The 12,801-nt window shown below is 69.7% G+C and carries 11 protein-coding genes; 8 read left to right on the forward strand and 3 right to left on the reverse strand.

Features of this window, described 5'->3' with window-relative positions; genetic code table 11:
• Window positions 1–27 precede the first annotated feature (27 nt).
• The 4 genes from Q8W67_RS05730 to Q8W67_RS05745 all read left to right on the forward strand — a co-directional run bounded on the left by Q8W67_RS05730 (window position 28) and on the right by Q8W67_RS05745 (window position 5,777).
• On the forward strand, window positions 28–1,122 hold the full coding sequence (locus tag Q8W67_RS05730; protein ID WP_305542057.1) for an efflux RND transporter periplasmic adaptor subunit: 1,095 nt from the start codon (window positions 28–30) through the stop codon (window positions 1,120–1,122).
• Complete coding sequence (locus Q8W67_RS05735; protein ID WP_305542060.1) at window positions 1,119–2,222, forward strand: efflux RND transporter periplasmic adaptor subunit; 1,104 nt, start codon at window positions 1,119–1,121, stop codon at window positions 2,220–2,222. The genes Q8W67_RS05730 and Q8W67_RS05735 overlap by 4 nt, the downstream gene beginning before the upstream one ends.
• Before the next feature lie 22 nt (window positions 2,223–2,244).
• Entirely contained in the window at window positions 2,245–5,310 is a 3,066-nt protein-coding gene (locus tag Q8W67_RS05740; RefSeq protein ID WP_305542063.1) for an efflux RND transporter permease subunit, read from the forward strand.
• A 245-nt stretch (window positions 5,311–5,555) separates the two neighbouring features.
• Window positions 5,556–5,777: a hypothetical protein gene (locus Q8W67_RS05745; protein ID WP_305542066.1), complete on the forward strand. Its 222-nt coding sequence runs from the start codon at window positions 5,556–5,558 to the stop codon at window positions 5,775–5,777.
• A 26-nt stretch (window positions 5,778–5,803) separates the two neighbouring features.
• Here Q8W67_RS05745 and Q8W67_RS05750 read toward each other — a convergent pair whose 3' ends face one another.
• A complete protein-coding gene (locus tag Q8W67_RS05750) occupies window positions 5,804–6,181 on the reverse strand; it encodes a 4a-hydroxytetrahydrobiopterin dehydratase (RefSeq protein WP_305542068.1) in 378 nt (125 codons plus the stop codon).
• A 188-nt stretch (window positions 6,182–6,369) separates the two neighbouring features.
• Here Q8W67_RS05750 and Q8W67_RS05755 point away from each other — a divergent pair, with 188 nt between their 5' ends.
• From Q8W67_RS05755 to Q8W67_RS05765, 3 genes are read left to right on the forward strand one after another with little or no spacing between them, the layout of a single operon-like run.
• The gene (locus Q8W67_RS05755; RefSeq protein WP_305542071.1) at window positions 6,370–7,353 is read left to right on the forward strand and encodes an ABC transporter substrate-binding protein; all 984 of its coding nucleotides are present in this window, start codon (window positions 6,370–6,372) and stop codon (window positions 7,351–7,353) included.
• 51 nt (window positions 7,354–7,404) lie between these two features.
• A complete protein-coding gene (locus Q8W67_RS05760; protein ID WP_305542074.1) occupies window positions 7,405–8,142 on the forward strand; it encodes an ABC transporter permease in 738 nt (245 codons plus the stop codon).
• Window positions 8,123–8,857: an ABC transporter ATP-binding protein gene (locus Q8W67_RS05765; protein ID WP_305542079.1), complete on the forward strand. Its 735-nt coding sequence runs from the start codon at window positions 8,123–8,125 to the stop codon at window positions 8,855–8,857. Before Q8W67_RS05760 ends, Q8W67_RS05765 begins: the two co-directional genes overlap by 20 nt.
• Before the next feature lie 6 nt (window positions 8,858–8,863).
• Here Q8W67_RS05765 and Q8W67_RS05770 read toward each other — a convergent pair whose 3' ends face one another.
• Window positions 8,864–10,780 carry a hypothetical protein gene (locus Q8W67_RS05770; protein ID WP_305542082.1) on the reverse strand — a complete coding sequence of 639 codons (1,917 nt, stop codon included), beginning with the start codon at window positions 10,778–10,780 and terminating at the stop codon, window positions 8,864–8,866.
• A 151-nt stretch (window positions 10,781–10,931) separates the two neighbouring features.
• Entirely contained in the window at window positions 10,932–11,258 is a 327-nt protein-coding gene (locus Q8W67_RS05775; RefSeq protein ID WP_305542084.1) for an iron-sulfur cluster assembly accessory protein, read from the reverse strand.
• Window positions 11,259–11,413: 155 nt separating this feature from the next.
• Here Q8W67_RS05775 and Q8W67_RS05780 point away from each other — a divergent pair, with 155 nt between their 5' ends.
• The gene (locus tag Q8W67_RS05780; RefSeq protein WP_305542087.1) at window positions 11,414–12,661 is read left to right on the forward strand and encodes a deoxyguanosinetriphosphate triphosphohydrolase; all 1,248 of its coding nucleotides are present in this window, start codon (window positions 11,414–11,416) and stop codon (window positions 12,659–12,661) included.
• Window positions 12,662–12,801 lie beyond the last annotated feature (140 nt).

Here is a 12,801-nt window from a genome sequence, read left to right on the forward strand (position 1 = left end):
GCGGCGTGGGCGGACCGCAAGAACACCATGATCGCTCACCCTTACACAGTCCTCCTGCTGGCGACGATCGCCCTCTGTCCGGTCGGCGCAGTCGCCGTCGAGCCGGCTACTGAGGCCGATCCATCGCTGGCGCGGGTCAGGATCGTCGAGGCGCGACGTACGCCGGTCGCCTCCGAGGTGGTGCTCACCGGCGATATCCAAGCCCAGGCACAGGTCAACGTCTCATTTCGGACGAACGGCAAGGTCGCCGAGCGCCGCGTCGAGGTGGGAGATCACGTCGAGGCGGATCAGGTGCTCGCCGTGCTGGAGCCGCTGACCCAGCGGGCGAACCTCGACAACGCCAAGGCCGCGCTGAACTCGGCCGAGGCGCAACTGACGCAGGCCAAGATGGCTTTCGAGCGCCAGAAGCAGCTCATGGTCGGCGGCTACACGACGCGGCCGTCCTACGACAACGCCGAGCAGGAGTTGCGCACCACGCAGGCCGCGGTCGATTCCGCCAAGGCCGCACTCGGCACGGCGCAGGAGCAGTTCTCGTACACGGAGCTGCGCGCCGGCGTTGCCGGGATCGTGACGAGCCGAAGCGTCGAGGTCGGGCAGGTGGTCCAGTCCGGCCAGACGGTGCTCGTGCTCGCCCAGGACGGCCCTCGCGACGCGGTCTTCAACGTCTACGAGTCGCTCACGGCCCGCCCGGCGGCCGACAAGACCATCACGGTCGCGCTGCAGACCGACCTGTCGGTCACGGTGCGCGGGTCCGTGCGTGAGGTCTCGCCGACCGTGGATGCGTCGAGCGGCACGGTCCGGGTCAAGGTTGGCCTGGAACGGACGCCGCCCGCCATGGGCCTGGGGGCCGTGGTCGTCGGTCGCGGGCGCTTCGCCCCGCACGAGGCGGTGATCCTGCCCTGGTCGGCGCTCTACCGCTACGACGGCCGCCCCGCCGTGTGGGTCTACGATCCGGGGCGGCGCACTGTTTCGGTGCGCGCCGTGGAGATCGACCGCTACGGGCCGGACGTGATCGCCCTGAAGAACGGTGTCGAGCCGGGCGAACGCATCGTCGTCGCCGGCATCCAGTTTCTGCGGCCCGGGCAGACCGTCGCTGCCGCCTCCGTCGGGAGCAATCCATGAGCGCCCGCGCAGTTCTTGCCCTCGCCGTCGTCACGATGGGTCTCGGGGCTTGCGGTAATCACGGTGAGGAGCCGCGTGAGCCGGACTCCGCGGCGACGGTGCGGCCGGTGCTGACGCAGGCCGCGGAGCCGAGCGACGCCATCATGTTCGGTCCCTTCGCGGGCACGATCCAGCCCCGCTACCAGTCCGAGCTCGGCTTCCAGATCCCCGGCCGGATGGTGGCGCGCGACGTGACCGTCGGCGATATCGTCAAGAAGGGGCAGCGTCTGGCCGCCCTCGACACCGTGGTCACGCGCTTCGACCTGACCCGCGCCGAGGCCGATTATGCCGACGCCAAGGCCCAGGCCGAGAACGCCGAGGCCGCCGAGATACGCAGCCGGCGCCTGATCTCCGGCAACACGGTCTCGCAGGCCACCCTCGATCAGGCGGTGGCCAAGCGGGACACCGCGCGAGCACGCGTCGACCAAGCGGCGGCGAGCCTGCAGAAGGCCCGGGACCAGATGGGCTACACGGAGCTGAAGGCCGAGTTCGACGGCGTTGTGACCCAGCGCCTCGCCGAGATCGGTCAGGTGCTCAGCGCCGGCCAGGGCGTCGTGACCATCGCCCGACCGGAGGTCCGCGAGGCGGTGGTGGACATCCCGGAGCAACATGTCGGCGCGCTGCCGGCGGACGGCGTGTTCACGGTCAGCCTGCAGAGCGCTCCGGAGCTGACGGCCCGGGGCCGCATCCGGGAGATCGCGCCGCTCGCCGAGACCGGCACCCGCTCGCGCCGGATCCGCATCGCCCTCGACGATCCCGGGCCTGCCTTCCGGCTCGGCGCGACGATCGACGTGTCCCTCGCCCGCAAGGTGGCGCGCCGCTTCCTGCTGCCCGCCTCCGCGCTCCTCGAGGAGGGCGCGCGCCGGTCGGTCTGGATCGTCTCGGCCGACGGCAAGTCGGTGGCGCGCCGCGACGTCACCCTGGCCTCCGCATCGGAGGCCTCCGAGGCCGGTCGCATCACCGTCTGCGCCGGGATCGAGCCGGGCGAGCGGGTCGTGGTCGCCGGCGTCCATGCGCTGCATCAGGGTCAGGCCGTGCGCCTGACCGACGACGCCCGCTGAGCCGACCGGACGAGGTCTTCGCGTGAAGGATTTCAATCTCTCCGACTGGGCGCTCGGGCATCGCTCGTTCGTCTGGTTCCTGATGCTGGTCTCGCTCGTGGCGGGCGTGATGGCCTACGGCAAGCTCGGCCGCGAGGAGGACCCGCCGTTCACGATCAAGACCATGGTCGTGCAGACGACGTGGCCCGGCGCGACGATCAAGGACACCCTCGACCAGGTCACCGACCGCGTCGAGAAGGAACTCCAGCAGCTCAACGGGCTGGATTTTGTCCGCAGCTACACCACGCCGGGTTCATCCACCGTCTTCGTGCAGTTCCGCGATACGCTGAAGAAATCAGAGGTACAGCCGGCGTTCTACCAGGTCCGCAAGCGGCTCGGCGACATCAAGGGCCAGTTCCCGGACGGCGTGCAGGGACCGTTCTTCAACGACGAGTTCGGCGACGTCTACGGCAACATCTACGCGTTCACCGCCGACGGCCTGACCTACCGCCAGCTGCGCGACTACGTCGAGGGGATCCGCACCGAGGTCCTCGGGGTCCCGGATATCGGCAAGACCCAGCTGATCGGGACTCAGGCCGAGACGATCTATCTCGACTTCTCGACCCGCAAGCTCGCGGGCTACGGCATCGACTTCCAGGCGCTGATCAAGGCCTTGCAGGCGCAGAACGCGGTCTCGGCTTCGGGGGTCGTGCAGGCCGGTCCGGAGCGTGTCTCCCTCCGGGTCAGCGGATCGTTCACTTCGGAAGCCTCGCTGCAGGACGTGAACCTGCGGGTCAACGACCGGTTCTTCCGGCTTGCCGACATCGCCGACATCAGCCGCGGCTACGAGGACCCGCCCGCCCCGATGTTCCGGGTGGACGGCAAGCCCGCGATCGGGCTGGCCATCGCTATGCGGCCGGGCGCCAACCTGCTGCATTTCGGTGAGGCCTTGAAGGAGCGCATGCGCCGGATCGAGGCCAAGCTCCCAGTGGGCGTGGGCGTCCACCTGGTCTCGGACCAGCCCAAGCAGGTCGAGCACGCGGTTGGCGGCTTCACCGAGGCGCTGGTCGAGGCGGTGATCATCGTGCTCGCCGTCAGCTTCGTCAGCCTCGGCGTCCGGGCCGGGCTGGTGGTCTCGGTGTCGATCCCCCTCGTCCTGGCGATCGTCTTCGTCGTCATGCAGATGATGGACGTGACGCTGCAGCGCATCTCGCTCGGTGCGCTCATCATCGCTCTCGGCCTGCTGGTCGACGACGCCATGATCACCGTCGAGATGATGGTCGCCCGGCTCGAACAGGGCGACTCGCTCCGCAAGGCGGCGACCTTTGCGTACACCTCGACCGCGTTCCCTATGCTCACCGGCACCCTGGTGACGGTGGCGGGCTTCCTGCCCATCGGCTTCAACGGCTCTGGGGCAGGCGAGTACACCTACTCGCTGTTCGTGGTCTTGGCCGCCTCGCTTCTGGTCTCCTGGGTGGTGGCCGTGCTGTTCGCGCCGCTGATCGGCGTGACGCTCCTGCCGAAGACCGTGAAGCACCACGCCGAGAAGCGCGGGCTCTTTACCCGGCTGTTCCTCGTCGCCCTCAGGCTCGCCATGCGCTGGCGATGGACCACGGTCGTCCTCTGCTTGGCGCTGATGGCGGCGGCGATCGTCGGAATGGGCCACGTGCAGCAGCAGTTCTTCCCGTCCTCGGACCGCTCCGAGGTGCTTGTCGACCTGACGCTGCCGCAGAACGCCACCATCAGTGAGACCCGGTCGCAGATGGACCGGTTCGAGGCCAAGCTGAAGGACGACGCGGACGTGACGAGTTGGTCGTCCTATGTCGGGCAGGGGGCCGTGCGGTTCTACCTGCCCCTCGACCAGCAGCTCGCCAACGCCTTCTACGGCCAGATCGTGGTCGTGACGAAGTCGCTGGAGATCCGCGACCAGGTGATGGCGCGCCTGCAGGAGATCGGCCGGCGCGATTTCGTCGGCACCGACGTCCTCGTCCAGCCTCTGAGCCTCGGGCCGCCCGTCGGCCGGCCGGTGCAGTACCGGCTCAGCGGCCCGGACATGGAGAAGGTGCGCCGGCTCGCCCTCGACCTCGCCAACGTGGTGGCCGCCGACCGGCGCCTCGATGTGCCGACCTTCGACTGGAACGAGCCCGGCAAGGTGCTGCGGGTCGAGATCCTTCAGGACAAGGCACGCCAGCTCGGCGTGACAAGCCAGGACATCGCCGGCATCCTGAATGGCATCGAGGGCGGGCAAGCGCTCACGCAGGTGCGCGACTCGATCTACCTGGTGAACGTCGTCGGCCGGGCCGGAGCGGCGGAACGCTCCTCGCTCGACACCCTGCAGTCGCTGCAGGTCGGGCTCGCGAACGGTTCGGTCGTGCCGCTGCTCTCCTTCGCGCGGATCGGCTACGACCTGGAGCAGCCGATCGTCTGGCGCCGGGACCGACGGCCGACCGTGACGGTACGTGCAACGATCCGCGACACCACGCAGCCCGCCACCATTGTCACCGCCCTGCAGCCCGGGATCGACGGCTTCGCGAAGGCGTTGCCCGAGGGCTACACGCTGGAGACCGGCGGCGCCGTGGAGGAATCGGCCAAGGGCCAGGGGCCCATCGCCGCCGTCGTCCCGGTGATGCTGCTCGCCATGGCGCTGCTCCTGATGGTGCAGCTCCAGAGCGTCGGCCGGATGCTGCTCGTCTTCACGGTGGCGCCGCTTGGGCTGATCGGTGTGGTGCCGGCGCTCCTCCTGTTCGACAAGCCGATGGGATTCGTGGCGATCCTGGGCATACTGGCCCTGATCGGCATCATCATCCGCAACGCCGTGATCCTGGTGAGCCAGATCGAGGAGTTCCGCGCCGAGGGCATGCCGCCCTGGGAGGCCGTGTTCGAGGCGACGCACCATCGCATGCGGCCGATCCTCCTGACCGCGGCGGCGGCCAGCCTCGGCCTGATCCCGATCGCCCGCGAGGTATTCTGGGGGCCCATGGCCTTCGCGATGATCGGCGGCATCCTGGCGGCGACTTTCCTGACCCTCCTGTTCCTGCCGGCCCTGTACGTCGGCTGCTACCGCATCCGTCCGGAGACCGGCAGCCGGGCCGCGGCGACGGGCGCCTGAGCATCCGAGGGAACGAGCACGCCGCGTCACGGAGTTTGGAGCCTCGCCCGATCTCGACGAGAGCGGGCGAGGCTCCGATGAGTTCGCAGCGCCATCCGACGCTGCGAGAAGCGGTCGGCCCGCCCCTCCGCCCCCTCAGGGCGGGCCGACCGTGACAACCCTCTGGGGCGCGTTCTGCACCGACGGCCGAAACTCCGGGCGCCCCCCGCGCGTAAGAGGGGACGAGAACGGAGGAAACCGCCCGTATGAACGCCTTCATCGCCGTCGTCCTGGTCTGTGCCAACGGTCTCGCCCAGGAGGCCTGCACGGACACCGACGCGCTGGAGGTGCGCAAGGTCCGGGTCGCCAACGAATTGGGCTGCGCCACCGGCTGGCAGGAGATCATCGCCCGCACCGAGCGACGCGACGAGGTCGGCAGGACGGCCTATCTGAAGACCGAGTGCCGCCGGGTGAAGGAGCCGCAGTGACGATCCGGGCCCGACGTCCGGTGCCGCTACTTGGCGTACTTGATGTAGGCAAAGCGGGGATCGGTCGGCGTGCCTTCGAGCCCCTGTCCCTCGAGACCGGGCTGCCACGAGACGACCTCCTCGATCTTCCTGGCCAGGGCGAAGTCCTTGTCGGTGATGCCCTTGGCGGCATGGTTCATCAGCCGCACCTCGACCCAGGCGTAGGAGGCCGTGATGTCGGGATGGTGCCAGGCTGCCTCGGCGAGGTGGCCCACGGTGTTGATCACCATGAGGGTGCTCTTCCAGCCCGCTGTCTTGTAGGTGCGGCGGATCCAGCCGTCCTCCAGCCGCCACGTCGGCAGTTCCGCCTTCAGCCGCGCCTCCACGGTCGCATCGTCCAGAACGCCCTCGCGCCGCTCGCTCATCGCCCTCATCCCTCTCGTCCCGGTTTGGAGGCCCGAGGGTGCCCTCGTGGCAGGCCGTGCGCAAGCGCGCTTCCCCCGGTGGACGGCGTGCCGTGCGGGCCCTATGACCATTTTCCGAAGGCGCGCGGACAAATCCTCGCTCAGACCGCCGTCTCTGAAGACTGCGCAATACGATGGGAGAAGGCGTGATGCTGTCACGGCGCGCGATGCTCGCCGGCGGCCTGCTCGGCGGCCTCGGCCTGCGGGCAGCGCGGGCGGACGTGCCGGTGCTCCGCCTCGGGAGCCTGCCGTTCGGCACCTCGACCTGGGAGGCGGCGGTGATCAAGGCCCGCGGCCTGGATTTGGCCAACGGCTTCCAGCTCGACGCCGTCAAGCTCGCCGGTAACGACGCTGCGCGGATCAGCTTCATCGGCGGTCAGGTCGACACCATCATCGGCGACCTGCTCTGGGCGGCGCGCCTCGGCAATGACGGTCAGGCGGTGCGGTTCATCCCGTACTCGACCTCGGAGGGCGCCGTGATGGTGCCGGCCGACAGCCCGATCAAGAGCCTCAAGGACCTCGACGGCAAGCGCTTCGGCGTGGCCGGAGGACCGCTCGACAAGAACTGGCTGCTCCTGAGGGCGCAGGCCAAGGACGCCGCCGGCATCGACCTGGAGCACGCCGCCGAGATCGCCTATGGCGCGCCGCCTCTGATCACGCTGAAGCTGGAGCAGGGCGCCCTCGACGCGGCGCTGACCTACTGGACCTATTGCGCGCGCCTGGAGGCCAAGGGCTTCCGGCGCTTGGTGGGCGCCGAGGACATCATGCACGCGCTGGGAGTGGCCGGCGACGTGTCGCTGATCGGCTACTTGTTTCAGGACGCCACCGTGAAGGAGAAGCCCGCTGCCGTGGCCGGCTTCGTGCGGGCCTCACGGGCCGCCAAGGACATGCTGGCGTCGGATCCCGGCACCTGGGAGATCGTGCGTCCGCTGATGGCGGCCGAGAACGATGCGACCTTCGAGGCGCTCAAGCGCGACTTCCTGTCCGGTATTCCCCGCCGTCCGGTGGCCGATGAGCGAGTCGACGCGGAAAAGCTCTACGCCGTGATGGCGCGGCTCGGCGGCGCACGCCTCGTCGGAAAGGGAACCGGGCTTCCGCCAGACCTCTACTACGATAGCGGTCGCAATGGCTGAGGCGCCCGCCCAGCGGGGTTCCATATCGGACTGCCGGAACTCCGGGACCGCATGGGCGCGCTGACCCGCATCGCGTCCCTCGCTGTGCTCGTGGCCGCCTGGCAATTCGCCGCGCTGGAGGCTGGGTCGCGCCTGCTGCCCGCGCCGATGGCGGTGCTGCGCTTCATCGTCCAGGAAGCCGAACGCGGCGATCTCACCCACAACGTCGGGGTCACACTGCTGCGGGTGGCGATCTCCTTCGCGGTAGCGATGGCGCTTGGGATCGCGCTGGGCGTCGCCCTCGGGCGCTCGAAAGCCGCCGACCTCACGCTCGACACGCCGCTCCTCGTCCTGCTCAACACGCCGGCCCTGGTGATCACGGTGCTGGCCTATGTCTGGGTCGGCCTGACGGAGACCGCCGCGATCATCGCGGTGGTGCTCAACAAGCTGCCGAACGTGGCTGTGATCGTGCGCGAGGGCGCGCGCAACCTAGACCCCGCCCTCGACGAGATGGCCCGCGCCTACCGGTTCGACCGGCGCACCTGGGCGCTGGATGTGCTGGTGCCGCAACTCCAGCCCTACGTGGTCACGGCAGCCCGCTCCGGCCTGTCTCTGGCCTGGAAGATCGTGCTTGTGGTCGAGCTGCTCGGGCGCCCCGACGGCGTCGGCTTCGCGATCAACTACTACTTCGTGCAGAGCACCGACGTGGCCGCGATCATCGGCTACAGCCTCGTCTTCATGGCGGTGATGATCGGCATCGACGTCCTCCTGTTGCAGCGGCTCGAATCCCATGTCCGCCGCTGGCGCTGAACCCGTCCTCCAGGTCGCGATCGCCGCGAAATTCTACCGCCCCAAGGGGGCGGAGCCCGTCGAGGCTGTACGCCGCCTCACCTTCGGGGTTCGTGCCGGTGAGATCGTCTGCCTCATCGGGCCGTCGGGAGCCGGCAAGACCACGACCCTGCGCATCCTGCTGGGCCTCGACACCGATTTCGAGGGGCAGGTTTCCGGGGCCGAGAAGGCCGGGATGGTCTTTCAGGAGCCGCGGCTGCTGCCCTGGCGCAGCGTCGAGCACAATGTCCGCCTGGGGTTGCCGCGCGCCCGGCGCGGGCGCGACCTCGACGGGCTCTTTACGCGCCTCGGCCTGACGCCGTGGCGCGCGAGCTATCCGAAGGCGCTGTCGCTCGGCATGCAGCGCCGGGTTGCGCTCGCCCGCGCACTCGCAGACGGTCCCCGGGTCCTCGTCCTCGACGAGCCGTTCGTCTCCCTCGACGACGCGGCCGCAGCCGAACTGCGCGGGCTCGTTGTCGACACGGTCGATTCCGCCGGAATGAGCGTCCTGATGGTGACCCACAACGTCGCGGAGGCCATCGGCATCGCGGACCGGCTGCTGCTCGTCTCGAAGCGTCCGGCGAGCCTTCTCGCGGACGTGCCCCTCGACCGACCGCGCGGCCGGCGCGATCGCGCCTGGGCTGAGGCGACCCGGGCGGCGCTCGCAGCGCGCCATCCCGAGATCATCGCCGAATAGCGGGCCTCAATTGGCCTTGGCATCCACGTCGAGCCGCTCCAGCACCGCGGCGGGTGAGCGCGCCGCGCCGATATCGATGAAGCCGATACCGGCCGGCTCCTTCGACTTGGCGCGCACCACAAGCTTGCCAGGTTTCATCACGAACTGACCCATCGCGGCGCCGAGACCCTTGGCGGCCGGCGTGTTGCCAAGGATCACCGGGACGCCGAGCAGACTGGCAGTGACGTATTCCTTGCGCAGCTCATCCGGCTTGAGGCTCAGATCCTTCGACTGGGCGGCGAGGAATCGCTCGAACAGGCCTGCATTCTCGACAGTCACGTCAAGATTCTTCGCGCTGCCGGAGAACATCAGCATCGTGGCAGCCGGCAAGCTTCCGGAGAACAGCTCTGGCCCGATGCCGCCGAGGGTACCGGTGAGCCGGACCGTGCCGATGTCGCGCCCCGAGACGGAGACCTCGCGTATCGACAGGTCGCGCGCCTTCTCGTCCAGGGCGGCATCGGCCACCACGTCGAGGTCGAGATCCCGATAGCCATAGGCAGGCAGCGCGCCGATGATGGGTGCACCCGCCACCAGATCCGCGGGCAGGCTCAGGCCGGTCAGGGTGAGTCGGCTGGCGCTGGGTAAGCCGTCCTGGAGCGGGCCGAAGGAGAGTGCGGCCGCGCGCAGGGCGACCCGGGGGGTGGAGGGCGGTGCGATCGTGACCGCCAGCGGATCGCCCGGCTTCGGTTCCGAGAGCTTCGCCGATGCGGATTTGGTCGGGTCGGGCGCTGCCCCGCGAGACGGGACATGCGGGTCCCGCGGGACGATCTTCGGGGGCCCGGTATCGGGCGGCAGATCGACGCTCAGGTCGCTCAGGGTCAGGCCGCCCAGGGCCGGAGTGAGCCGATGCATCTCGGCGTCGCTGAACCCGGGTCGGGGCTCCGGATCGGCAGCGGCGGCGCGTAGGGCCGCGACCGTAGGCGCGAGTGACACGCCGGTCAGCGCCAACCGACCGAGATGGGCGCGCAGGCTCCCGCGTGACAGCGACACGTTCTCCAGGACTGTGCCGGCATCCGGACCCGTCGCGGCATAGGCGGCGCGGTCGATCTCGAACAGGATCGGTCCCCGCGGATCGGAATCGCTGACGCTCAGCCCGTGCATCTCCAGGCTGCCCAGCGCGCTCGCCTCGATGAGGTCGGCCGCCGAATCGGCGAAGGGCCGACGGTCCTTCGGCCCCTGGAAGCCCGCGGCCACGATCTCGAACGCGCCGTTCCAGCCATCCGGCACCTGCCGGGCACCGAGGTCGCGCCCGTTGAGACGCGCGATCTTTACCGTCGTGCCGCGCGCGTCAGAATAGGTCACGTCCGAGACTTGGATCGTGCCGTAGACTCGTTGGACCGGCCCCTTGCCGTCGCCCGGGACCGTATAGAGGCGGCTGAGCGCGGTGAGGTCGAGGTCGGTCGCCCGCACCTGCCCATAGGTTCCGGTGCCGCGATTCGGTCCCGCGACGGCGCTGACCGTCGCGCCCGCGGCGGTCAATTCACCCACGCGCCCCGACCGAACGTCGCGGGCGACGACGTCGCGGTAGGTCACGGTCTGCCGGTCGTCGCCGGGCCCGGCATGTTCGGATGTCAGAACCGGGATCGTCAGGCTCCCGGCATCGAGCCGCGCCAGCCGCGCCTCCCAGGCCTCGGACGAATCCGGCCGCAGGATCGCCGCCAGATCCTCCTTCGAGAGTCGCGTGCCGCTGGCAGTCAGCTTCGGAGCCTTGAGCAGCGTGCCCCCGAGCGGCAACATGACGTCGGTGACCGTGACGTCCTGAACGGCGGCGGCGCCTTCCTGGGCCGCGAGCGGCGCCGGCGAGGCTGCCCCGGCGAGGAGGACCAGCGCGCAGGTCGCGGCCAGGGTCGACCGGAGGCGGGATCGGGCCTTCGGATGGATCATGGGAGGGTCCGTATCACGGCTCGCGGGGGGATCCGCATGGGTGCCGCGTTTTACCCCACGAGGCAATCGCGCATGGTGTGCCCGGAGCCCGAGCCCCTACCGGTGTCGTACCGGCGCAACGGCGTCGGCGTGCCGACGCCGGGCAGGCGCGTCAGAGCGAGAACGACGTGCCGCAGCCGCAAGAGGCGGTGGCCAGCGGATTCTCGATCTTGAAGGACTGGCCGATCAGGTCGTTGACGAAGTCGATGGTTGAGCCGGACATGTATTCCAGCGAAACGGGATCGACGATCACGGTGGCACCGTCGCGCTCGATCGCCACGTCCTGAGCCTCCCGGGTGCGGGCGATGTCGAACGCGTAGGAGAAGCCCGAGCAGCCACCGCCGTTGACGCTGATGCGCAGCGACGAACCGGGCGGTTCCGCGCCCATGATCTCGATGATGCGCTTGGCGGCGCGGGGGGTCAGGGTGATTTCAGCCATCTTACGCTCTGGCCACGCATGTGTCCGGTGGATGGCGCCGCCCGGCCGTTGCCGGACGCGCCTCGGCCCACAAGATATGGACTTGAGGTCCGCGCCGCAACGCGCCGGGCGGGGAGGGGTCATGAGCAGGCTGCGCGAGATCGGGAGCGGACGCCGTGCGGCCGAACGGTGAGCGCTGGCGCGCGCCCTACGCCACGGATCCGGGACGCACGCGCGGACGGCTGATCGCCGAGGAATCTTCGCCGACGCGGAGCGACTTCCAGCGCGATCGGGACCGGATCATACACTCGACGGCGTTCCGTCGGCTGAAGCACAAGACACAGGTCTTCGTGCATCACGAGGGCGACCATTACCGCACCCGCCTGACCCACACTCTGGAGGTCAGCCAGATCGCCCGGGCTCTGGCCCGGGCCCTCGGGCTCGATGAGGATCTGGCGGAGGCGCTCGCTCTCAGCCACGACCTCGGCCATACTTGCTTCGGGCATACCGGCGAGGACGCGCTGGACGCCTGCATGGCCGCACATGGCGGTTTCGACCACAACGCGCAGGCCCTGCGGATCGTTACCCGGCTCGAGCGGCGCTATGCCGGATTCGATGGCCTCAACCTCGCCTGGGAGACCCTGGAGGGGCTAGTCAAGCATAACGGGCCGCTGTTGACCGCGGACGGGCGGCCGGCGCCCCGCTACGCCGAGCGTGGCATTCCGGCCGCCATCCTCGAATACGACGCCCTGAACCCGCTGGACTTGTGGAGCCAGGCCGGTCCGGAAGCGCAGGCGGCCGCGCTCGCCGACGACATCGCCTATGCGGCGCACGATCTCGACGACGGCCTGAGGGCCGGCCTGTTCGAGATCCCGGAGCTGCGGGCGGTTCCCTTCCTGGCCGAGCTGCTCGACGAGATCGACCGGCTGCATCCGGGCCTCGAACCGTCGCGGGTCATTCACGAGCTGGCCCGGCGGGTAATCACCCGTTTCGTCGAGGACGTGGTCCGAGAGGGCGGCTGCCGGATCGCCGCGCTCGATCCGCGCAGCGTCGCGGACATCCGCGGCGCCGACGCGTCGGTCATCGCCTTCTCGCCGGCCATCGCGGCAGCGGATGCCGACATCATGCGCTTCCTGTGGTCCAGGATGTACCGGAACCCGGGCGTGGTGGCGGTGCGCAGGAAGGCGGACGCGATCGTCCGCGATTTGTTCACGGCCTTCACGGCCGCGCCGTCAAGGATGCCGGAGGAGTGGAGCACCGGGCTGGCCGACGCATCCGAGGGGCGCATCGCGCGCCGGGTCGCCGACTACATCGCCGGCATGACCGACACTTACGCGGTCCTGGCGCACCGCCGGATCTACGACGCCACGCCCGACCTGCGCTGGGAGCTCCCGAGCCGCGGCCTGCCCCTCGCCGAGCCCTGAGGGTCCGAAGCCGGCGGTCCGCGCGGGCGTGCCCGGCGTCGGCGGCGCCGTGACACCCTCCCGCCCCCTTGCTAGACGGCCCCGGCGGACGCAGGCCTATGGGGCCGGGCGGCAACACCCCGCGCGAGCGAGACCGAGAC

The sequence above is a fragment of the Methylobacterium sp. NEAU K genome, assembly GCF_030700285.1.
GTDB lineage: Bacteria > Pseudomonadota > Alphaproteobacteria > Rhizobiales > Beijerinckiaceae > Methylobacterium.